17 protein-coding genes are annotated in these 22,431 nt (G+C 72.0%); 11 read left to right on the top strand and 6 right to left on the bottom strand.

Annotated elements, in window-relative coordinates:
* The first annotated feature begins 27 nt into the window (after positions 1-27).
* Complete coding sequence (locus AC07CM_RS15060) at positions 28-951, top strand: CbrC family protein (RefSeq protein ID WP_478876812.1); 924 nt, start codon at positions 28-30, stop codon at positions 949-951.
* A 69-nt stretch (positions 952-1,020) separates the two neighbouring features.
* On the opposite strand, the gene AC07CM_RS15055 is transcribed toward AC07CM_RS15060, so the two are convergent.
* On the bottom strand, positions 1,021-1,968 hold the full coding sequence (locus tag AC07CM_RS15055; RefSeq protein ID WP_478876811.1) for a D-alanyl-D-alanine carboxypeptidase family protein: 948 nt from the start codon (positions 1,966-1,968) through the stop codon (positions 1,021-1,023).
* Between the two features lie 185 nt (positions 1,969-2,153).
* Between AC07CM_RS15055 and AC07CM_RS15050 the strand changes: the two genes are divergently transcribed.
* The 4 genes from AC07CM_RS15050 to AC07CM_RS15035 all read left to right on the top strand — a co-directional run bounded on the left by AC07CM_RS15050 (position 2,154) and on the right by AC07CM_RS15035 (position 9,525).
* On the top strand, positions 2,154-3,083 hold the full coding sequence (locus tag AC07CM_RS15050) for a hypothetical protein (RefSeq protein ID WP_478876810.1): 930 nt from the start codon (positions 2,154-2,156) through the stop codon (positions 3,081-3,083).
* 59 nt (positions 3,084-3,142) lie between these two features.
* Complete coding sequence (locus AC07CM_RS15045) at positions 3,143-4,651, top strand: 3' terminal RNA ribose 2'-O-methyltransferase Hen1 (RefSeq protein ID WP_478876809.1); 1,509 nt, start codon at positions 3,143-3,145, stop codon at positions 4,649-4,651.
* A complete protein-coding gene (locus tag AC07CM_RS15040; protein ID WP_478876808.1) occupies positions 4,648-7,188 on the top strand; it encodes a polynucleotide kinase-phosphatase in 2,541 nt (846 codons plus the stop codon). Before AC07CM_RS15045 ends, AC07CM_RS15040 begins: the two co-directional genes overlap by 4 nt.
* Positions 7,189-7,404: 216 nt before the next feature.
* Positions 7,405-9,525 (top strand): RiPP maturation radical SAM C-methyltransferase, encoded by a 2,121-nt coding sequence (locus AC07CM_RS15035; protein WP_478876807.1) that lies wholly within the window; start codon positions 7,405-7,407, stop codon positions 9,523-9,525.
* 2 nt (positions 9,526-9,527) lie between these two features.
* Here the strand turns inward: AC07CM_RS15035 and AC07CM_RS15030 are convergent, their stop codons facing one another.
* Both AC07CM_RS15030 and AC07CM_RS15025 read right to left on the bottom strand, forming a co-directional pair.
* Positions 9,528-10,418, bottom strand: coding sequence for an NAD(+)/NADH kinase (locus tag AC07CM_RS15030; protein WP_478876806.1), 891 nt, complete (start codon positions 10,416-10,418; stop codon positions 9,528-9,530).
* The gene (locus AC07CM_RS15025; protein ID WP_478876805.1) at positions 10,415-11,569 is read right to left on the bottom strand and encodes an SPFH domain-containing protein; all 1,155 of its coding nucleotides are present in this window, start codon (positions 11,567-11,569) and stop codon (positions 10,415-10,417) included. Before AC07CM_RS15025 ends, AC07CM_RS15030 begins: the two co-directional genes overlap by 4 nt.
* A 131-nt stretch (positions 11,570-11,700) precedes the next feature.
* On the opposite strand from AC07CM_RS15025, the gene AC07CM_RS15020 reads away from it, so the two are divergent.
* From AC07CM_RS15020 to AC07CM_RS15010, 3 genes are all read left to right on the top strand, one after another.
* Complete coding sequence (locus AC07CM_RS15020) at positions 11,701-12,924, top strand: arginine deiminase (protein ID WP_478876804.1); 1,224 nt, start codon at positions 11,701-11,703, stop codon at positions 12,922-12,924.
* Between the two features lie 88 nt (positions 12,925-13,012).
* The gene (argF, locus tag AC07CM_RS15015) at positions 13,013-14,020 is read left to right on the top strand and encodes an ornithine carbamoyltransferase (RefSeq protein WP_478876803.1); all 1,008 of its coding nucleotides are present in this window, start codon (positions 13,013-13,015) and stop codon (positions 14,018-14,020) included.
* A gap of 99 nt (positions 14,021-14,119) precedes the next feature.
* On the top strand, positions 14,120-15,568 hold the full coding sequence (locus AC07CM_RS15010; protein ID WP_478876802.1) for an amino acid permease: 1,449 nt from the start codon (positions 14,120-14,122) through the stop codon (positions 15,566-15,568).
* Here the strand turns inward: AC07CM_RS15010 and AC07CM_RS15005 are convergent.
* On the bottom strand, positions 15,528-15,980 hold the full coding sequence (locus AC07CM_RS15005; protein WP_478876801.1) for an ATP-binding protein: 453 nt from the start codon (positions 15,978-15,980) through the stop codon (positions 15,528-15,530). The two genes, AC07CM_RS15010 and AC07CM_RS15005, sit on opposite strands and share 41 nt — an antisense overlap.
* A gap of 293 nt (positions 15,981-16,273) precedes the next feature.
* On the opposite strand from AC07CM_RS15005, the gene AC07CM_RS15000 reads away from it, so the two are divergent.
* The 3 genes from AC07CM_RS15000 to AC07CM_RS14990 all read left to right on the top strand — a co-directional run bounded on the left by AC07CM_RS15000 (position 16,274) and on the right by AC07CM_RS14990 (position 19,955).
* Positions 16,274-17,101, top strand: a complete 828-nt coding sequence (locus AC07CM_RS15000) for an enoyl-CoA hydratase family protein (RefSeq protein WP_478876800.1) — start codon at positions 16,274-16,276, stop codon at positions 17,099-17,101.
* Positions 17,086-19,479, top strand: coding sequence for a bifunctional salicylyl-CoA 5-hydroxylase/oxidoreductase (locus tag AC07CM_RS14995; RefSeq protein WP_478876799.1), 2,394 nt, complete (start codon positions 17,086-17,088; stop codon positions 19,477-19,479). Before AC07CM_RS15000 ends, AC07CM_RS14995 begins: the two co-directional genes overlap by 16 nt.
* 71 nt (positions 19,480-19,550) lie before the next feature.
* Positions 19,551-19,955, top strand: coding sequence for a hypothetical protein (locus AC07CM_RS14990; protein WP_478876798.1), 405 nt, complete (start codon positions 19,551-19,553; stop codon positions 19,953-19,955).
* A 14-nt stretch (positions 19,956-19,969) separates the two neighbouring features.
* Here AC07CM_RS14990 and AC07CM_RS14985 read toward each other — a convergent pair whose 3' ends face one another.
* Complete coding sequence (locus AC07CM_RS14985) at positions 19,970-20,782, bottom strand: PaaX family transcriptional regulator (protein ID WP_478876797.1); 813 nt, start codon at positions 20,780-20,782, stop codon at positions 19,970-19,972.
* A gap of 15 nt (positions 20,783-20,797) precedes the next feature.
* Positions 20,798-22,390 (bottom strand): AMP-binding protein, encoded by a 1,593-nt coding sequence (locus AC07CM_RS14980; RefSeq protein WP_478876796.1) that lies wholly within the window; start codon positions 22,388-22,390, stop codon positions 20,798-20,800.
* Positions 22,391-22,431: the final 41 nt, after the last annotated feature.

Genomic DNA, 22,431 nt, shown 5'->3' with positions numbered 1-22,431 from the left:
GGGGTGCTGATGGGTTCCGGTGTCTGCGTGTACAGGTTCCGCGACGGCGACGTCGTCCCGATGGACGACTCGGTGGTTCGGGAGGTGCTGGAGGCGTATGCGCCGTACGAGGTGCCCGAGGGGGAGCCGGTCGCACGGGTCCGGGCCGCCGACGGCAGTGACGCCGAGGTGTGCGTCGACCACGGGGTGTCCTTCGACCGTCCGGGACCGGGCGTCCTGGACATCGTCGCCGAACTGGCCCGGCGTACCGGAGCGGCCGTGCTGCTGATGATCGCGGACGGCGCGACGATCGTGACGAGCGAGAGCGAACGGCGGCACCTGCCCAAGGGCTTGCGGACGGGCGCGGTCGTGGTCCCGCCCCGGGCCCTGACGGGCCGGGCGATCGAACGGCTCGTCGATCCACGGCCCGAGCCACGCCGTCGGCCGGTGCTGCCGCCCTTCCCGTACCACCCGGACCCCGTGGGCACCGGCTCGGTGATCCCCGCCGACGAGACGTGCGCGTGCTGCGGGCACGACCAGGGCTGGATCTACACCGGCCCCGTGTACGGGGAGGACGTGCCGCCCGGGCGGTTCTGCCCGTACTGCATCGCGTACGGAACGGCGGCCAGGCGTCACGGCGCGTTCTTCAACGACATCCGGGCGAACCGGGTGCCGGACGAGGTGGCCAGGAGGATCTGCGAGCGCACACCCGGCTTCTCCACCTGGCAGGACGGAGACTGGCTGACGCACTGCGACGACGGGGCGGAGTTCCTCGGCGCGGTCGGTGCCGCGGAACTGGCGCCCTACCCGGACGCGATCGACCACCTGCGCGGTGAGTTCGCCGAGTGGGGCCTGTCGCCCGCGCGGACCGAGACCTTCCTCGAGGCGCTCGACAGGACGGGGCAACCCACCGCGTACCTGTTCCGCTGCCGGGTGTGCGGCACCCACCTCGCCCACGCGGACTTCACCTGATGCCCGAACAACGGCGGCCGGCCGGGAGCATGCCCCGGCCGGCCCCTTGGTCCTTCGTCCGGTCCTCCGTCAGCCGAGGCGGGCGAAGCCGTAGTCGAGGATCTTCTTCGCGTCCTTGAAACGCTCGTCCGCCGACGTGTCCGCGAGAATGGTTCCGACGACCGTCCTGCCGTTCCGGGTCGCCGCGAACACCAGGCAGAACTTCGCCTCCGGGCCCGAGCCGGTCTTCACGCCGATCGCACCCCGGTAGGAGCCGAGCAGCTTGTTGGAGTTCTTCCACGGGGCCATCGCGTGCGTCCCGCCGCCGGGCCGGTACGACGTCATGTCGGCGTACTGCCTGGTGCCGACCACCTTCTTGAACGTCTTGCTCTTCAACGCGGCCGCCGCCAGCTTGGTCAGGTCACGGGAAGACGCGTGGTTGTCGCCGTTGGACACCCCGTCGAACGAGTCGAAGTGGGTTTTCGTCAGCCCCAGCTCGCGCGCCTTGCCGTTCATCTTCCCGATGAACGACTTCGTCCGCTGCGCCGTCGTCGACCCCGACCCGTAGGTGTCCGCGAGCGCGTACGCCGCATCGCACCCGGACGGCAGCAGCAGGCCGTACAGCAGGTCCCGGACCTTCATCGAGTCGCCCAGGATCAGGTTGGCGCTGGAGTACCGCAGATTGCTGGGGTCGTTCGGATCGATGACGTAGTCCGTGTACTCCTTCTTGATCTTCACCTTCTTGTCGAGGTTCAGGTGGGGCTGCGACAGCACCACGAGCGCCGTCATGATCTTCGTCGTGGAACCGGTCCGCAGCTGTACGTCCGGCGCCTTGCCGAAGAGCTGCTCGGCCGTGGCCGCGTTCATCGCGTACGCGCCCTGAGCCGACACCTGCGGCGCCGCCGGGGCTGCCGGGGCCGCCTGGGTTGCCGGGGCCGCCTGGGCCGGAGCGGCCGCGAGGACCCCCGCGCCCAGGACGACACCGGCCGCCACCGCGACGACGCCTCTTCCGCGTACGCCTCCTCGGCTGATGGTCATGGTTCCCCCTTCTGTCAGTGGTCAGTTGACGAGGGGTCACTTCATCAGGTCCCGGAGCCGCAGGCCATGGTGGAGATCACAGGAACCGGGGCCATGTCCGCGACCCGTGGACTTCTTGTGCCGGAACTGTGGGCTCCATCACGGCGTACAAGATCCAGGCCTGATCGGATGATCGGGTGCGCAAAGTGCTCCCTCTCGCTCTCACCGGCCTGTTGGCCCTGTCGGCATGCCAGTTCGCGGGCGACGACGCCGCCGCCGACAGCGCCCGCCGCCTCAACACCATGAAGGCGCTCCCGCTGTACGCCTACATACCGGACCCGTCGTCGGCCGGGGGGAAGTCCATCGGCAAGGCGCAGTGGATCCTCGCCAAGCGGTGCATGGTCCGGCTCGGCTTCCCGGGCTTCGCGACGCTCGACACCGAGGCCGTCGACTCGACGTACCCGGTCCGGCGGGGAGCCCTGACGGGTCGCGGCACGACCGGGGACGACAGCCCCTACGGGGTCGCGGATCCCGACCTGGCGGCCGAGCACGGTTACCGCGACCGGAACCAGGACCGGTCCTCCCAGCCCCAGGAATGGCCCGCCGACCAGTACGTCGCCCTCACCGGCGCGTACGGCTCCGGCGACAGCCACCGCGCCCACGGGCACCCCGTTCCCGAGGGCGGTTGCCTCGGAGAGGCGACGCGGAAGATCTACGGTCCCGCGCCCAAGGCGGCGAAGGTCAACGGCGTGAAGCTCACCGGCTACTACTCGCTGGCCCTCGAACTGTGGTACGAGTCCCACAAGGAGGCGCGGAAGGACCCGGCCTGGAGGAAGGCCGACCGCACCTGGTCGGCCTGCATGAAGGACGAGGGCTTCCACTACCCCGACCCGGACAAGGCATCGCTCGACACCGACTGGTTCCGCACCGACGAGCCGTCCGGCAAGGAGAAGAGGACGGCAGCCGCGGACGCCCGGTGCAAGCTCGACACCGACTACATCGGCACCGTCCACGCCGTCGAGGCCCGCGCTCAGAAGACGGTCATCGGCAAGCGAGGCAAGGATCTGGACGAGATGCGCGCGGCCGACGAGCGGGCCGTCGAGCACGCCCGGAGCATTGTCGACAAGGAGTCCTGAGGCGGCGGACACCGGAAAACCGGTGGTCACCGGGGAGTGAGACCGGGAGACTCGGACATGTGTTCCTGACGATCTCCACGAGCGGCACCGCCGCCCTCCCGGCCACCGACCTCGGGTTCCTGCTGCACAAGCACCCCGACAAGGCGCAGACGTTCTCCACCTCCTACGGCACCGCCCACGTCTTCTACCCACAGGCGGACGCCGAGCGCTGCACGGCCGCGCTCCTGCTGGAGGTCGACACCGTCGCGCTGGTCCGCCGGGGCAAGGGCAAGGGCCGCGGCGGAGCACCCGACGCGGCACTCGCGCAGTACGTCAACGACCGCCCGTACGCGGCCTCCTCGCTGCTCGCGGTCGCCCTGAGCGCGGTGTTCTCCAGCGCCCTGCGCGGTGTGTGCAACGCCCTCCCGGAGCGGGCCGCCGCGCCCCTGCCGCTGCGCATCGAGGTGCCCGCGCTCCCCGCACGCGGCGGACCGGAACTCGTACGACGGCTCTTCGAACCCCTCGGCTGGGCGGTGACCGCCGAGCCGGTCGCCCTCGACACCGAGTTCCCCGAGTGGGGCGACTCGCGGTACGTCCGGCTCGTCCTGGAGTCGCAGACCCTGACCCTCGGCGAGGCGCTGCGCCATCTGTACGTCCTGCTGCCGGTCCTCGACGACGCCAAGCACTACTGGGTCTCCTCCGACGAGGTCGACAAGCTGCTGCGCGCCGGTGAGGGCTGGCTGCCCACACACCCGGAACAGAAGCTGATCACCAGCCGCTACCTCTCCCGCCGCTGGTCGCTGACCCGGCAGGCGATGGAGCGGCTGGAGCTGGTGCGGCTGGCCGAGGCGGACGACAGCGAGGTCGACGCGATCGACAACGCGGTCCCGGAGGACACCGGCACGGATGCGGAGGAGAAGCCGACGCCGCTCGCCGTGCAGCGCCGGGAGGCCATCCTCGCCGCCCTGCGCGCGTCCGGCGCCACCCGGGTCCTCGACCTCGGCTGCGGACAGGGCCAACTGGTGCACGAGCTGCTCAGGGACGTGCGGTTCACCGAGGTCGTGGGCGTCGACGTCTCCGTGCGGGCCCTCACCATCGCCTCGCGGCGGCTGAAGCTGGACCGCATGGGGGAACGGCAGGCGTCCCGCGTTCAGCTCTTCCAGGGCTCGCTCGCCTACACGGACAACCGGCTCAAGGGCTACGACGCGGCCGTGCTCAGCGAGGTGATCGAGCACCTCGACCTGCCGCGGCTGCCCGCCCTGGAGTACTCGGTGTTCGGGCACGCGCGCCCGCGCACCGTCCTCGTGACCACCCCGAACGTCGAGTACAACGTCCGCTGGGAGACCCTGCCCGCCGGACACGTCCGGCACGGCGACCACCGCTTCGAGTGGACCCGCGAGGAGTTCCGCACCTGGGCGGCGACCGTCGCCGAACGGCACGGCTACCGGGTCGGGTTCACTCCGGTCGGGCCGGACGACCCCGAGGTGGGCCCGCCCACCCAGATGGCCGTGTTCCACCGCGACGAGAACCAGAACCAGAGCCAGAACGAGAACAAGAACGAGATCAGGAAGGAGGCGAAGGCAGCATGACCGAGACACGCACGGGACGGGTCCTCCCCGTCACCGACCTCTCCCTCGTCGTCCTCGTCGGCGCCTCCGGCTCCGGCAAGTCCACCTTCGCCCGCAGGCACTTCAAGCCGACCGAGGTCATCTCCTCGGACTTCTGCCGGGGCCTCGTCTCCGACGACGAGAACGACCAGAGCGCGAGCGGCGACGCCTTCGACGTCCTGCACTACATCGCCGGCAAGCGGCTGGCCGCGGGACGCCGTACCGTCGTCGACGCCACCAGCGTGCAGCAGGACAGCCGGCGTCAGCTCGTCGAGCTGGCCAAGAAGTACGACGTGCTGCCCATCGCCATCGTGCTCGACGTGCCCGAGGAGGTGTGCGCCGAACGCAACGCGGCCCGCACCGACCGCGCCGACATGCCCCGCCGGGTGATCCAGCGGCACACCCGCGAACTGCGCCGCTCCCTGCGGCACCTGGAGCGCGAGGGCTTCCGCAAGGTGCACGTCCTGCGCGGGGTCGAGGAGGTCGAGAGCGCCACCGTCGTCACCGAGAGGCGATTCAACGACCTGACCCATCTCACCGGCCCCTTCGACATCGTCGGCGACATCCACGGATGCGCGTCCGAACTCGAGTCCCTGCTCGCCGAGCTGGGCTACGCCGACGGCGTGCACCCCGAGGGCCGTACCGCCGTGTTCGTCGGTGACCTGGTCGACCGCGGCCCGGACACCCCGGGCGTGCTGCGCCGCGTGATGTCCATGGTGGCGTCGGGCAACGCGCTGTGCGTGCCCGGCAACCACGAGAACAAGTACGGCCGGTATCTCAAGGGCCGCAAGGTGCAGCACACCCACGGACTCGCCGAGACCATCGAGCAGATGGAGGGCGAGAGCGAGGAGTTCAGGAAGCAGGTCGGGCAGTTCCTCGACGGGCTGGTCAGCCACTACGTCCTCGACGGCGGCAGGCTGGTCGTCTGCCACGCCGGTCTGCCCGAGAAGTACCACGGCCGCACCTCCGGCCGGGTGCGCTCGCACGCCCTGTACGGCGACACCACCGGCGAGACCGACGAGTTCGGGCTGCCGGTGCGCTACCCGTGGGCGGAGGACTACCGGGGCCGCGCGGCGGTCGTCTACGGCCACACCCCGGTGCCGGAGGCCACCTGGCTGAACAACACCATCTGCCTGGACACCGGAGCCGTCTTCGGCGGCAAGCTCACCGCGCTGCGCTGGCCCGAGCGCGAGCTGGTCGACGTACCGGCCGAGCGGGTCTGGTACGAGCCGGCCAAGCCGCTGCGCAGCGAGGCGCCCGGCGGACGGGAAGGGCGGCCGCTGGACCTCGCGGACGTGTACGGCCGCAGGGCGGTGGAGACCCGGCACGCCGGGCGGGTCGCGGTGCGCGAGGAGAACGCGGCGGCGGCCCTGGAGGTCATGAGCCGCTTCGCGGTGGACCCGCGCCTGCTGCCCTACCTGCCGCCGACCATGGCGCCGACGGCCACGAGTCACATCGAGGGCTACCTGGAGCACCCGGTGGAGGCCTTCGCGCAGTACGCGGAGGACGGGGTCGCGCGGGTCGTGTGCGAGGAGAAGCACATGGGCTCGCGGGCCGTGGCCCTGGTGTGCCGGGACGCGGACGCGGCACGCGAGCGGTTCGGCGTGGAGGGGCCCACGGGGGCGCTGTACACCCGTACCGGGCGGCCGTTCTTCGGCGACGAGAAGGTGACCGAGGAGATCCTCGGCCGCCTGCGCACGGCCGTCGGGGACGCGGGCCTGTGGGACGAACTCGCCACCGACTGGCTGCTGCTGGACGCCGAGCTGATGCCGTGGTCGCTGAAGGCCTCGGGCCTGCTGCGCAGCCAGTACGCGGCCGTGGGCGCCGCCTCGGGCGCGGTGTTCCCCGGTGCGCTCGCCGCGCTGGAGTCCGCCGCCGCCCGCGGCACCGACGTGGGCGGCCTGCTGGAGCGGCAGCGCGGCCGAGCCGCGGACGCGGCGGCGTTCACCGACGCCTACCGCCGGTACTGCTGGACGACCGACGGCCTGGACGGGGTGCGCCTGGCCCCCTTCCAGATCCTGGCCGCCCGCGGGCGCAGCCTGGCCGCGCTGCCGCACGACGAGCAGCTGGCCCTGATCGACCGGCTGGTGGAGCACGACGGCACCGGACTGCTGCAGACCACCCGGCGGCTGTACGTCGACACGGGCGACCCCGAGTCGGTCCGCGCCGGTGTCGACTGGTGGCTGGAGATGACCGGCCGGGGCGGCGAGGGCATGGTCGTCAAGCCGCTCGGCGCGCTCGTGCGCACCGAGCAGGGACGGCTGGTGCAGCCCGGCATCAAGTGCCGGGGCCGCGAGTACCTGCGGATCATCTACGGTCCCGAGTACACCCGGCCGGACAACCTGGCCAAGCTGCGGCAGCGGTTCCTGAACCACAAGCGGTCGCTGGCGATCCGTGAGTACGCCCTCGGCCTGGAGGCCCTGGACCGGCTCGCGGACGGGGAGCCGCTGTGGCGGGTGCACGAGGCGGTGTTCGGAGTGCTGGCCCTGGAGTCGGAGCCGGTGGACCCGCGCCTGTAGACCGGCACAGAACGCCCTTGTGTCGCACACACGTTTGTCCATATGGTGGACGACCGTGCGGCGCAAGGGCGTTCGCGTGCACGGAGGGGGTCTGCGCATGGAGCGCGAGAAGCCGCAGGGGCCGGCGGGCATGGAGATCAAGAAGGTCGTGATCCGCGAGGAGCGGAGCACCAGCCGCCGGCCGGCGATCCTGGAGAAGCGGCCGACCCGCTGAGCATGCGCGTTCACCTGGTCACGATGCCCTGGCATCCCCTCGACCTCCCCTCGCTGCAGCTGGGCCTGCTGAACCGGCTGGTCCGGCAGGCCCGCCCCGATGCCGAGGTGACCGAGTTCCACGGCTCGCTGCGCTGGGCCGAGTTCCTGCTGGAGCGCTCCGGGGGCCGGCTGCGGCCGGGGGACTGCGTGGCGGTCGGCAGCGACGCGATCTTCCACGGTCTCGGCGACTGGGTCTTCTCCGGCGTCCTCTACGACGACCCCGGCTGGGGGCTCACCCGGCTGCGGGACTACGCGGCCGCACGGGACGTCTCCATCGACACCGCCGTGGCGATGCGCCCGTACGCCGCCGAGTTCGTCGCCGTCTGCGCGACGGAGATCCTGGCGGCCGAGCCGGACGTGGTCGGGTTCACCACCACGTTCATGCAGAACGTCTCCTCCCTCGCCCTCGCCCGCGAACTCAAGCGTCTGAGACCCGGCTTGACGGTGGTGTTCGGCGGCAGCAACTGCGACGGCCCGATGGGCCACGCCCTGCACCGCAACCACTCCTTCGTGGACCACGTGGTGCGCGGTGAGGCCGAGTACGCCTTTCCCGCCCTGTTACGGCACCTGGCGGACGGCACCGCGCCGACGGATGTGCCCGGCGTGTGCTGGTGGGACGGCCACATATCGCGGGCCAACACCGAGACGCGGCGGACCGTGGCGCCCGCCGACATTCCCTCGCCCGACTACGACCAGTGGCAGGCCGCCCTGGACGCCTCACCCGTACAGGAGTACCTCCACCCGAAGCTGGTGGTGGAAGGCGCCCGCGGCTGCTGGTGGGGAGAGAAGCACCACTGCACCTTCTGCGGGCTCAACGGGTCGGCCATGGCCTTCCGCGCCAAGCCGGGCGAGCGGCTGTGGGCGGAGCTCGACCGGCTGGTCCGCCGCCATCGCATCCTCGACGTGGTCACCGTCGACAACATCATCGACATGGCCTACTTCCGCGACTTCCTGCCCCGCGTCGCCGGCAGCGGCTGGGATCTCAGACTGCACTACGAGGTCAAGTCCAACCTCACTCCCGGCCAGCTCCGGCTCCTCGGGGAGTCGGGCACGGTGCACATCCAGCCCGGCATCGAGAGCCTGGGCAGCAGGGTCCTGGACCTCATGGACAAGGGCGTCACCGGCGCCCGCAACGTGCGCACCCTGCGCGAGTGCGAGAACCACGCGCTGACCTGCTCCTGGAACCTGCTCTACGGCTTCCCCGGCGAGACGGCCGACGACTACACGCACGTCATCGAGCAGCTGCCCGCCCTGGTCCACCTCCAGCCGCCGAGCGGCGCCCACCGCATCCAGCTGGAGCGGTTCAGCCCGCACTTCACCGACCCCGCCCTGGGCTTCGGCAAGCGCCGCCCGGCCGAGATGTACCAGCACGTCTACGACCTGCCCGAGGACGAACTCGCCGAGCTGGTCTATCTCTTCGACACCGAGGACGCGGGCATCGCGGGCCCCGTGGAGCGGCGGCTCGAGGAGGCCGTCGCCGCATGGCGGGCCGGGCACGCCAACTCCCGGCTGCTGTTCGAGGCGGACGGCGAGGACCTGCTGGTGCACGACCGCCGGCACGGGTGGCCGCCGGCCACCCACCGCTTCACCGGCTGGCAGGGACAGGCCCTGCGCCGCCTCGAGGACGGTCGTACGGCGGCCGCGCTGCACCGCCTGCTCACCGGCGAGGGGTACGAGGTGACGGCGGACGCCCTGGACGGGTTCATCCAGCAGGCTTTCGCCAAGGGCCTGTTGTTCCAGGACGGGCGTACCTACGTGTCCCTGCCCTCCTGGGGCGAGCCGGTTCGCCTGGCCGAGGGTGACGCACACGGCACCCTCTACCACCGGCGCGGCCCCGGGTTCGTCACCGTCATGGACCGCAGGGAGCCCGGCACCACGGTCCGGCTCACCCTCGACCACCCCGATCTCCTCGCCGCGTTCGACCTGCTCCTGGAGCCCACGCCTCTCGCCGCCCTGGACCCCGTCCAGCGCGAGGCCGTCGACCTGCTCGCCGCAGAGCGGCTGGTGCGGATCAGCGAGGACCACGCGGTGGCGCTGCCCCCGCGCATCCGGCGCTGGCCCGTCCCCTGCACCGCGATCTGAGGTCAGCCCACCAGCCGAAGCCTTTGACCGCACACCCCGACCCGGACCGTCTGTCCCCAGGTGAGCTGCAGCGCGTCGCTCTCGATGCCGTCGCCGAACGCGATCAGCCGGTCGGACTCCACGGTGACCGACAGCGAGGCCGAGGCCCCGAGTGCGCCCGCCACCAGGGACGTACCCGTGGCCGGTGAGGGCCAGGCCTCCCGGACGAACCACACCAGCCGTTCCTCGGTGGGGGAGGGCAGCGGGAGCCGGCCGCCCCGCTCCTGCCACACCGAGCGCAGCCACCCGGTCGCTCCGGTGCCGGTTCCGACCAGCACCCCGGAGGAGGCCTGGGCCTCGACGGCACCCCCGTCGTCGTCGAGGCCCAGGCGGTAGCGGGCGGTCTGGTGGCCCGGTGTGCCGAGATAGATCTCGTTCAGCGCCACCAGCCGCTGGGTGTCGTCGGCGACGGCCTCGACCATGGTGAGTTCGTCCACCGCGGTGCCCGCCGCCGGCAGCAGCTCCACCGCGTCCCGCGGACGGTGCCGTACCAGCACTCCGGGGTTGCGGCCCGGGTCGGTGTCGATGCCGATCACCGGCTGGCCCGTCAGGTACTTGGCGACGTTGGCCACCAGTCCGTCCTGGCCGACGACCACGACGACGTCCTCCGGCGCGAACAGGAAACGGTCCAGGTCGGCGCGCTCCACCCGCGCCTGGCGCCAGGTCGGGGGCACCGCGGAGGTGACCTCCGCGAGGGCGTCACGGGCCCGGCGGTGGCGTTCGGCGACCTCCTCGATGTCCCGGTCCCGGGAGGCGAGGAAGAAGGCGGCCTGGCCATGGGTGCCGTGCCGGGCCACCAACTCCTCGTACTCGGTGGTGCGATGGACCACGACGGCGCGCGGCGCGAGGCTCACCGCGACGCCTCGGTCGGCTCGCCGCCCAGCTTCGCGAGCAGCCCGGTCAGCACGTCGGGCGAGACGGTCACGCTGTCGATCCGCGGCAGGTTCTCCGCCAGCCGGGTCGCGGTGAGGGCCCGCAGCGTCGTCGTGCCGTCGACCCCGGCCTCCGTGTGCACCCGCAGCCAGGCCGCCTGGGCCTGCGCCCGTGCCTCCCCGACCTCGCGCGCGCCCTCGGCCTCCGCGCGGGCGAGCCGGGCCGTCCGCGCGGCCTCCGCGTCGGCGAGCTTCAGGGAGCGGGCCGCTTCCGCCTCCGCCAGCCGCACGGAACGGGCCGCCTCCGCCTCGGCGAGCCGCACCGACCGCGTGGCCTCCGCCTCCGCCAGCTTCACCGACCGCGCCCCCTCCGCCTCGGCGCGCACCGCGTCGGCCGCCGCCTGCTCCTCGGCCTCGCGGCGCGCGTTGGTGCCGCGCTGCTCGACCAACCGCTCCTCCCGCCGGGCCAGTTCGATCCGGCTGGCCAGCTCGTTCTCGGCGATGGTCCGCTCCCGCTCGACGGCGACGGCCCGCCGCTCGTAGGTGGCGCGGTCGGCCTCCTGCTGGATCTGCTCCCGGGCCGGAGTGCGCAGCGCCCGCTCCACCTCCGGTTCCGGCCGCAGTGCCATCACGCGGACGGCGACCACCTCGATGCCGGTGGCCGGCAGCCGCGGCTCGGCGCCCAGGCCGGCGGAGACCCGCTCGCGAACCGCCGTCACCCCGTCCACCAGCGCCGCGGACAGGGTCGTGCGCGCCAGCACGTCCAGCGCGTGCTGCTGGGCGGTCTCGGTGAGCAGGGTGCCGAGCTGGTCCAGCGGGGTGCCCCGCCAGGCGCCCGTGTCCGGGTCGATCGAGAAGTCCAGGCGGGCGGCGGCGAGTGCCGGGTCGGCGATCCGGTAGGTGACCGTCGCCTGCACCGACACGTCCTGGAAGTCGGACGTGCGGGCGTGGAAGGTCATCGCCAGCTCCCGGTCGTCCACCGGCACCTCGGACAGCGCGTCCGTCAGCGGGCGGAACCAGAAGCTGAGCCCGGGCCCGTCGTGGACGAGCCTGCCGGAACGGTGGTGCCTGATGTGCGCCGTGGGCGCCCCGCGCAGATGGCGCAGGCCCAGGCGCCGAGTGATGTCGGCCATGGAATCCCTCCCGTTTTTCGTCAATAAGACGATAATAGGGAAGCCGCTTCTCGTCAATAGGACGAAAACAGGAGGCGACGGAAACGGCCGAGAAGAGCGTGAAGGCGGGCGGTGACGGCCAGGATGGAGCCATGGCATACCACGTCGACTCCGAGGCCGGGCGGCTGCGCCGCGTGATACTGCACCGGCCCGACCTCGAGCTCAAAAGGCTCACCCCCAGCAACAAGGACGCCCTCCTCTTCGACGACGTGCTGTGGGTGCGCCGGGCGCGCGCCGAGCACGACGGGTTCGCCGACGTCCTGCGCGACCGCGGGGTCGCCGTCCACCTCTTCGGTGATCTGCTCACCGAGACCCTGGCCATCCCGGAAGCCCGGTCCCTCGTCCTCGACCGGGTCTTCGACGAGAAGGAGTACGGCCCCCTCGCCACCGACCATCTGCGTGCCGCCTTCGAGACGCTGTCCGCGCGCGAGCTGGCCGAGGCCCTGGTCGGCGGCATGACCAAGCGGGAGTTCCTCGAGGCGCACGCGGAGCCGACCTCCGTCCGGTTCCATGTGATGGACCTCGACGACTTCCTCCTCGGTCCCCTCCCCAACCACCTCTTCACCCGCGACACCTCGGCCTGGATCTACGACGGGGTCGCCATCAACGCCATGCGGCTGCCCGCCCGGCAGCGGGAGGCCGTGCACTTCGAGGCGATCTACCGGCACCACCCGCTGTTCCGTGAGGAAACGTTCCGCGTCTGGTCCCGGGGGCAGACGGACTACCCCTCCACCATCGAGGGCGGCGACGTCCTGGTGATCGGCAACGGCGCGGTCCTGATCGGCATGAGCGAGCGCACCACGCCGCAGGCCGTGGAGATGCTGGCGCACAAGCTGTTCGCGGCGGGCTCCGCGCGCACGATCGTCGCGCTCGACATGCCCAAGCGGCGGGCCTTCATGCACCTCGACACGGTGATGACCATGGTCGACGGCGACACCTTCACCCAGTACGCCGGGCTCGGCATGCTGCGCTCGTACACCATCGAACCGGGTGTCGGGGAGCGGGAGCTGAAGGTCACCGACCATCCGCCCGAGCACATGCACCGCGCGATCGCCGCCGCCCTGGGCCTAGGCGAGATCCGGGTGCTCACCGCCACCCAGGACGTGCACGCGGCCGAGCGCGAGCAGTGGGACGACGGCTGCAACGTGCTCGCCGTCGAACCGGGCGTGGTGGTCGCCTACGAGCGCAACTCCACCACCAACACCCATCTGCGCAAGCAGGGCATCGAGGTGATCGAGATCCCGGGCAGCGAGCTGGGCAGGGGCAGGGGCGGCCCGCGCTGCATGAGCTGTCCGGTCGAGCGCGAGGCGGTGTGACCGATCGGACGCGCGGAGTCCGCATAGAAATGCTGACCGTCGTATAGAATTCCAAGGTCCCTGCACTCGCACCCCTGGAGCGCCCCCCATGGCGACAGTCCCGACCGCCCTCGCCGGCCGCCACTTCCTCAAGGAGCTGGACTTCACCGAGGAGGAGTTCCGTGGTCTGGTCGAGCTGGCCGCCGAGCTGAAGGCCGCCAAGAAGGCCGGGGCCGAGACCCAGTACCTGCGCGGCAGGAACATCGCGCTGATCTTCGAGAAGACCTCGACGCGTACCCGCTGTGCGTTCGAGGTCGCCGCCGCCGACCAGGGCGCCCACACCACCTACCTCGACCCCTCCGGCTCGCAGATCGGGCACAAGGAGTCCGTGAAGGACACCGCACGGGTGCTCGGCCGCATGTTCGACGCCATCGAGTACCGGGGCGACAGCCAGGCGGGCGTCGAGGAGCTGGCCGCCCACGCCGGCGTGCCCGTCTACAACGGGCTCACGGACGACTGGCACCCCACCCAGATGCTCGCCGACGTGCTCACCATGACCGAGCACAGCGCCAAGCCGCTGAAGGAGACCGCCTTCGCCTACCTCGGCGACGCCCGCTTCAACATGGGCAACTCCTACCTGGTCACCGGCGCCCTGCTCGGGATGGACGTGCGGATCGTCGCGCCGAAGTCCTACTGGCCCGCCCAGGAGATCGTCGACCGCGCCCGTGCGCTCGCCGAGTCCAGCGGGGCCCGCATCACGCTCACCGAGGAGATCGGCGAGGGCGTCGCGGGCGCCGACTTCGTCGCCACCGACGTCTGGGTCTCCATGGGCGAGCCCAAGGAGGTCTGGGACGAGCGGATCGCCGCCCTCGGCGCGTACGGCGTGACCATGGACGTCCTGCGCGCCACCGGCAACCCGGACGTGAAGTTCCTGCACTGCCTGCCGGCCTTCCACGACCTCGGCACCAAGGTCGGGCAGGAGATCCACGAGACCCACGGCCTGACCTCGCTGGAAGTGACGGACGAGGTCTTCGAGTCGGCCCACTCCGTCGTCTTCGACGAGGCCGAGAACCGGCTGCACACCATCAAGGCGGTGCTGGTCGCCACTCTCGCCTGACGAGCCCTGTCCTGACCGGCGGCCCGGCACCACCCCAGCCCTGGCCGCCGCCGCGACCGCATCCGGTCGCCCGCACCACCAGAAACGAGCACCACCCGCATGCCCGCTCCCCGCATCAAGTCCCCGCATCTGCTCGTCGCCGAGTCCGGCGCCGACCGCGAGGGCCACGGCCTCAAGCGCACGATGGGCCTCTTCCAGCTCATCTGCTTCGGTGTCGGCGCCATCGTCGGCACCGGCATCTTCGTCGGCCTCTCCGACTCCGTCGCCCAGGCCGGGCCCGCCGTGGTCGTCTCCTTCATCCTCGCCGCGATCACCTGCGTCTTCACCGCCCTCTCCTTCGCCGAGCTGGGCGGCGCGATCCCGGTGTCCGGCTCCTCGTACTCCTTCGCCTACGCGGGCCTCGGCGAGTCCACCGCCTTCCTGGTCGGCTGGTGCCTGCTGCTGGAGTACGGCATCTCGATCTCGGCGGTCGCGGTCGGCTGGAGCCAGTACGTCAACGAACTGCTGCACGGCGTCATCGGCCTGCGGCTGCCCGCCGCGCTGTCCGCCGGCCCCGGCGACGGCGGGATCGTGAACCTCCCGGCCGTGATCGTCATCGCCATGGCGACCGTGCTGCTGATGGGCGGGGTGCGCGAGAGCGCCCGGGCGACCGCCGCCATGGCCGCCGTGAAGCTCGTCATCCTGCTGGCCTTCTGCGCCATCGGCTACAGCGCCTTCAAGGACGGCAACCTCACCCCGTTCTCCCCGGCCGGCCTCGGCGGCATCGGCGCGGGCACCACCGCCGCGTTCTTCTCCTACATCGGCTTCGACGCGATCACCACGGCCAGTGAGGAGGCGAAGAACCCGCGCCGGGACGTCCCGATCGCCATCCTCGTCTGCATGGGCCTGGTGACCCTCCTGTACTGCGCGGTCGCGCTCGCCGCGATCGGCGCCATCGGCGGCAAGGAGGTCGCCGACCGGCCCGCCGCGCTGTCGTACGTCGTCAACGAGGTCACCGGCTCCGCTCTGGGCGGCGGGGTCATCGCCTTCGGCGCGGTCGTCGCCATCGCCTCCGTCGTCCTCGCGGTGATGTACGGCCAGACCCGCATCCTGATGTCGATGTCCCGGGACGGCCTCATCCCCCGCGTCTTCGAGAAGGTGTCGCCGAAGACCTCCACCCCGGTGGCCGGCACGCTGATCGTCGGCGTCGTCTTCGCGGTCCCGGCGGCCTTCGCCTCCCTGGGCGCGGTGATGAACCTGTGCACCATCGGCACGCTCGCCGTCATGGCCGTCGTCAACATCGCCGTGATCGCCCTGCGCCGCCGCGAGCCGGGCCTGGCCCGCAGCTTCCGGGTGCCGCTCCACCCCGTCGGCCCGCTGCTGGGCGTCGGTTTCTGCCTGTACCTGATGTACGAGACCGGCTGGCGGACCTGGATCCAGTTCGCGGTGTTCCTCGTGGTCGGCCTGCTGGTGTACGCCGCCTACGGACGCCGGCACTCCACGCTGGCGCCGCGGCCGGTCCCCGAGATCACGCCGGCCGCCGCTGAGCGGGAACCACAGGCAGTCTGAACCACACCGCCTTGCCCGACGGGGTCGGGCGGTGACCGCAGGACGAGCTGAGGGCGCGGATCAGCAGCAGACCGCGTCCTCCCTCCTGCCAGACGTCCGGTGCCTCGATCACGGGACGCGTGAGATGGCCGGGCGGCGCCGGGTCCGGGTCGTGCACCTCGACCTGGCAGCCGGTCGGCAGCAGCTCCACCACCAGCTCGATCGGCCCGCGGCCGGCCGTGTGCTCCACCGCGTTGGCCACCAGCTCCGCCGTCAGCAGCTCGGCGGTGTCGCTGTCGGCCGCGTGCTCCACCTCGGCGAGGGCCGTCCGGACCAGAGCGCGCGCCACGGGCACCGCCGCGGTGGTGTGCGGCAGCGCGATGCGCCAGGAAGCCGGTTCGGTGGGGCGTTCGTGCAAGGCGAGTCCGTTCATGAGCAGGCTGTCCTGCTTTCGACTGAAGGAATGGTACGGGCCCGGCCACTGATGACCGTCGTCGGGCGCCGCGCGAACCCCTGGGGCCCGGTACCGGGCGGCTTACCCGGGAGAACGCCCGGCCTCGCCCGGCCGAGCCCACTGTTACGACGCTGTGGACGATCGGTGACGCGCGTGACGGGATCCGGCCATACCTCCATGTTGTCGCGCTCTCATGACGACAGTCACAAATAAGTGATAGCTTTTTGGGGTAGCGCAACGTGAGGCACCGCCCCCCTAGGAGGCCGCACGTCATGAGTCCCTTCACCGGCTCCGCCATCCGCACCGCCGACTGGGAGCACCTGCGGGTCCAGTACGCCGACGGGGTCGCCACCGTCACCCTCGCCCGCCCCGACAAGCTCAACGCCCTCACCTTCGGCGCCTACGCCGACCTGCGCGACCTCCTCGCCGAGCTGTCCCGGGAGCGGTCGGTCCGCGCCCTGGTACTCGCCGGCGAGGGGCGCGGCTTCTGCTCCGGCGGGGACGTGGACGAGATCATCGGCGCCACGCTGTCCATGGACACCGCCCAGCTGCTCGACTTCAACCGGATGACCGGACAGGTCGTGCGGGCGATCCGGGAGTGCCCGTTCCCGGTGGTCGCCGCCGTCCACGGCGTGGCGGCCGGCGCGGGCGCCGTACTGGCCCTCGCGGCCGACTTCCGGGTCGCGGACCCCTCGGCCCGCTTCGCCTTCCTCTTCACCCGGGTCGGCCTGTCCGGCGGCGACATGGGCGCGGCCTACCTGCTGCCCCGGGTCGTCGGCCTCGGCCACGCCACCCGCCTGCTGATGCTGGGCGAGCCCGTACGGGCGCCGGAGGCGGAGCGCATCGGGCTGATCAGCGAGCTGACGGAGGAGGGCCGCGCCGACGGGGCCGCCGCCGAACTGGCCCGCCGCCTGGCCGACGGCCCGGCCCTGGCGTACGCCCAGACGAAGGCGCTGCTGACGGCGGAACTGGACATGCCCCTGGCGGCATCGGTGGAACTGGACGCCTCGACGCAGGCACTGCTGATGAACGGTGAGGACTACGCCGAGTTCCACGCGGCGTTCACGGAGAAGCGACCTCCCAAATGGAGGGGGCGGTAACGGTGCCCACCCAAGGGGCGCGGGGAACCGCGCGACGAGCCACGACGAACCCGCGGCCGCGAACGACGCCCGACCACCCCCTCCGGGTGGCGATCATCGGCGGCGGCCCCGGCGGCCTCTACGCGGCCGCCCTGCTCAAACGGCTGGACCCGGCCAGGGACGTCACCGTCTGGGAACGCAACGCCCCGGACGAGACCTTCGGCTTCGGCGTGGTCCTCTCCGACGAGACCCTCGGCGGCATCGAACACGCCGACCCGGTCGTCTACGCGGCCCTCCAGAAGGACTTCACCCGCTGGGACGACATCGACATCGTCCACCGCGGCATCACGCAGACCTCCGGGGGCCACGGCTTCGCCGCACTCGGCAGGAAACGGCTCCTGGAGATCCTGCACGAGCGCTGCCACGACCTCGGCGTGGACATCCGCTTCCGCACCGGGGCACCGCACGTCGACCGCCTCTCGGCGACCCACGACCTCGTCGTCGCCGCCGACGGAGTCAACAGTGCCACCCGCCAGACCTACGCCCAGGTGTTCCGCCCCCAGGTGGCCGCCCACCGCTGCCGCTACATCTGGCTCGCCGCCGACTTCGCCCTCGACGCGTTCCGCTTCGAGATCGCCGAGACCGAGCACGGCGTGATGCAGCTGCACGGCTACCCGTACGCGGCCGACGCCTCCACCGTGATCGTGGAGATGCGGGAGGAGGTGTGGCGGGCGGCCGGCTTCGGGGAACTGGACGAGACCGAGTCCGTCGAGCGCTGCGCCAAGATCTTCGCGGAAGCGCTGCGCGGACGGCCGCTGCGCTCCAACAAGTCGGCCTGGACCACCTTCCGTACGGTGGTCAACGAACGCTGGTCGCACGGCAACGTGGTCCTCCTCGGCGACGCGGCCCACACCGCCCACTTCTCCATCGGCTCCGGCACCAAGCTCGCCGTCGAGGACGCGCTGGCCCTGGCCGCCTGTCTCGAGGAACAGCCCGACGTGCCCGCGGCACTGGTCGCCTACGAGGAGGAGCGCAAGCCCGTCGTCGCCTCCACCCAGCGGGCCGCCCGGGCGAGCCTGGAGTGGTTCGAGGACCTGCGGCTCCACCTCGACCAGCCGCCCCGCCAGTTCGCCTTCAACCTGCTCACCCGTAGCCGCCGGGTCACCCACGACAACCTCCGGCTGCGTGACGCCCACTTCACCGAGGCCGTCGAGCGCGAGTTCGGCTGCCGGCCCGGCACGCCCCCGATGTTCACCCCGTTCCGGCTGCGCGGTCTGACCCTGCGCAACCGGGTCGTCGTGTCGCCCATGGACATGTACTCGGCGGCCGACGGCGTACCCGGCGACTTCCACCTGGTCCACCTCGGCGCCCGCGCCCTCGGCGGGGCCGGTCTGGTGATGACCGAGATGGTGTGCGTGAGCGAGGAGGGCCGGATCACCCCCGGCTGCACGGGTCTCTACACCGGCCGCCAGGCCGAGGCCTGGCGGCGGATCACCGACTTCGTGCACGCCCAGGCGCCGGGCACGGCGGTCGGCGTGCAGCTCGGCCACTCCGGCCGCAAGGGCTCCACGAGGCTGATGTGGGAGGGGATGGACGAGCCGCTGCCCGACGGCAACTGGCCGCTGGTGGCCGCCTCCCCGCTGCCGTACAAGGTGGGCGGGCAGACCCCGCGCCAGCTCTCCCGGGCCCAACTGACCGACGTCCGGGAGCAGTTCGCGGCCGCCGCCTGGCGGGCCGCGCGCGCCGGCTTCGACCTGCTCGAACTGCACTGCGCGCACGGGTACCTGCTCTCCGGCTTCCTCTCCCCGCTCACCAACCGGCGCACCGACGCCTACGGCGGCTCGCTGGAGAAACGGCTGAAGTTCCCGCTGGAGGTGTTCGACGCCGTACGCGCGGTGTGGCCGGACGAGCGGCCCATGACCGTGCGCATCTCCGCCACCGACTGGGCCGAGGGCGGTACCACCGCCGGGGACGCGGTCGAGATCGCCCGGGCCTTCGCCGCGCACGGCGCCGACGCGATCGACGTCTCGACCGGCCAGGTGGTGTCCGAGGAGCGGCCGGAGTTCGGGCGGTCGTACCAGACGCCGTTCGCCGACCGTATCCGGCACGAGGTCCACGTCCCGGTGATCGCGGTCGGCGCGATCTCGTCCTGGGACGACGTCAACTCCCTGATCCTGGCGGGGCGTACGGACCTGTGCGCGCTCGCCCGGCCGCACCTGTACGACCCGCACTGGACGCTGCACGCGGCGGCCGAGCAGGGCTACGAGGGGCCCGGAGCCGTCTGGCCCGCGCCCTACCGGGCGGGCAGCCGCCGCCCGCAGACCGGCCGCACGGACGCCCCGAAGCCGCGGCTCTCACTCTCGGTCACACCTCCTCCACGCGATCCGCACCGTTCCTGACCCGACCTGTTATCAGCGGTTGTCTAGGTTCTTTCGAGCCATACGACATACCCACAGGGATCGAGACTGAGATGAGCGACACCAGGCCGCTGCCCGAGCACCCCGAGTACGGCTACGGCCATTCCCCGGCCCCCGGCCCGCAGTACCCGGCGCCGGCGGTGCAGCCCGCCGCGCCCGCTCGGCAGCGCCGGCACGACGGCTCGGGCACCCGCCGTGCCGGGCTGGTCATCCACACGGTCGCCGACGTCGCCGCGGCGTTCCTGGGACTGTGGATCGTGCTCTACCTGCTGGAGGCAAATCACGCGAACGTCTTCGTGGGGTTCGTGCAGGACGTGGCGGATTCGCTGTCCTGGTGGTCACAGGACATCTTCACGATGGACACGGAAGGCCTTCGGGTGCTCCTCAACTACGGCCTGCCCGCGGTGATCTACCTCGCGGTCGGGCACGGCATCGCGATGCGACTGCGGCGTTTCTGAGACGCACCGGACGCTCACACCCCTACGAACTCCGCCCCCGCGTCCCGCAGTCGCCGGTGCAGCTCCCGGAACACCTCCGCCGAGCGGACACCGGGCCAGCCGGGAGGCAGGAGGTGGGTGGGCAGGCCGGGGTCCGTGTAGGGGAGGTGCCGCCAGGTGTCGAGGGCGAGGAGGTAATGGCGGTAGGCCTCCTCGGGTGGGGTGTCCACGCGGTGCTCCCAGGCGTGCAGCACCGGGGCGTGCGCGTCGAGGAAGCGCTCGTGCTCCTTGGCGATCGCCGCCAGGTCCCACCAGCGGGTGACGGCCTCCGGGGTGGGGGCGAAGCCGAGGTGCTCGCCGCGGAAGAAGTCGACGTACGGGTCGAGGCGTAGCCGGCGCAGGGTGTGCCGGGTCTCCTCGTACAGGCGGGCCGGGGCGATCCACACCCCGGGTGCCGCCGTGCCGAAGCCCAGGCCGGACAGCCGGGAACGCAGCACATGCCGCTTCTGCCGCTCCGACTCGGGGACGGAGAAGACCGCCAGGACCCAGCCCTCGTCCTCGGGGGGCGTCGTCGCGTAGATGCGGCGGTCGCCGTCCTCCAGCAACTGGCGTGCCTCGGCCGAGAGTTCGTACCCGGCCGCGCCGGACTCCGTGCGGGCCGGGAACAGTAGACCGCGGCGTTTGAGCCGGGACACCGAGGAGCGCACGGAGGGCGCGTCCACGCCGACCGCGGCCAGCAGCCGGATCAGCTCGGCGACGGGCACCGGGCCCGACATGAAGCGGCCGTACGCGCCGTAGAGCGTGACGATGAGGGACCTGGGGGCGTGCTGCTCGGACACGTTGATCATTTTAGGTCGTCGGCATCACTGCCGGTCACTTCCGGTACGCAAGCGGAACCGTTGCAGCTTGCCGGTGGCCGTGCGGGGCAGTGCGTCGAGGAAGACGAACTCGCGCGGGCACTTGAACGGGGCCAGTTCGGACTTGAGGAAGACGCGCAGCGCCTCAGGGTCGCGCGGGGCCCCGTCCCGCAGCACCGTGTACGCCACCACCACCTGGCCGCGCGCCTCGTCGGGCCGGCCGACGACCGCCGTCTCGACCACGTCCGGGTGGCGCAGCAGCGCGTCCTCCACCTCCGGCCCGGCGATGTTGTACCCGGCGGAGATGATCATGTCGTCGGCGCGGGCCACGTAGCGGAAGTAACCGTCGCTCTCGCGGACGTAGGTGTCGCCGGTGACGTTCCAGCCGCCGCGCACGTACTCCCGCTGCCGCGGGTCGGCGAGATAGCGGCAGCCGACCGGGCCGCGGACCGCGAGCAGGCCGGGCTCGCCGTCGGGCACCGGGTCGCCGCCCGCGTCCTGGACGCGCGCCTGCCAGCCCGGAACCGGGACGCCCGTGGTGCCGGGCCTGATGTTCTCGTCGGCAGCGGAGATGAAGATGTGCAGCAGCTCGGTGGCGCCGATGCCGTTGATGACGCGCAGCCCGGTGCGCTCCTGCCAGGCCCGCCAGGTGGCGGCGGGCAGGTTCTCGCCGGCGGAGACGCAGCGCCGCAGGGACGAGATGTCATGGCCGTTCAGGGCGTCGAGCATCGCACGGTAGGCGGTCGGCGCGGTGAACAGGACAGAGACCCGGTGCTCGGCGATGGCGGGCAGCAGCTGCCGGGGACCGGCCTGTTCGAGGAGCAGGGCGCTGGCGCCGGCCCGCAGCGGGAAGACCACCAGTCCGCCGAGTCCGAAGGTGAAGCCGAGCGGGGGGCTCCCGGCGAAGACGTCGTCCGCGCGGGGGCGCAGCACATGTCGGGAGAAGGTGTCGGCTATGGCCAGCACATCCCGGTGGAAGTGCATGCACCCCTTCGGGCGGCCTGTGGTGCCGGAGGTGAAGGCGATGAGGGCCACGTCGTCGTCGGCGGTGCCGACCGCCGGGTACGGCGCGTCCGACGCCGGACGGCGCAGCAGGTCGTCGGGCGCGTCCCCGCCGTACGTGGTGATGCGCAGGCCCGGGACCTCGGCCTTCGCGAGGTCGTCCACGGCCCGGATGTCGCACAGCGCGTGCCGGACCCGGGCGATCTCGCACATCGTGGCCAGCTCGTGCGGACGCTGCTGGGCCAGGACGGTGACCGCGACCGCGCCCGCCTTCAGCACGGCCAGCCAGCAGGCGGCGAGCCACGGGGTGGTGGGGCCGCGCAGCAGGACGCGGTTGCCGGGCACGACCCCCAGGTCCCCGGTGAGGACGTGGGCGATGCGGTCGACGCGGGCACGCAGCTCGCCGTACGTCCAGGTCGGGCCGGACGGGGTGTGGAAGACCGGGCGGGCGGGGTCGGCGTGGTCGAGCAGCTCGACCGCGCAGTTCAGCCGTTCGGGGTAGCGCAGCTCCGGGAGGTCGAAGCGCAGCTCGGGCCACTCGTCCGGCGGCGGGAGGTGGTCGCGCGCGAAGGTGTCGACGTGGGCCGAGACGTGCATGGCGCCCCCTTGCCTGCTTGGCTCGTGGTGGGCTCGCACAA

Source organism: Streptomyces sp. NPDC044061 (genome assembly GCF_056434305.1).
Note: the sequence above shows the minus strand (reverse complement) of the source record. Positions and strands in the feature narration are given on the sequence as shown.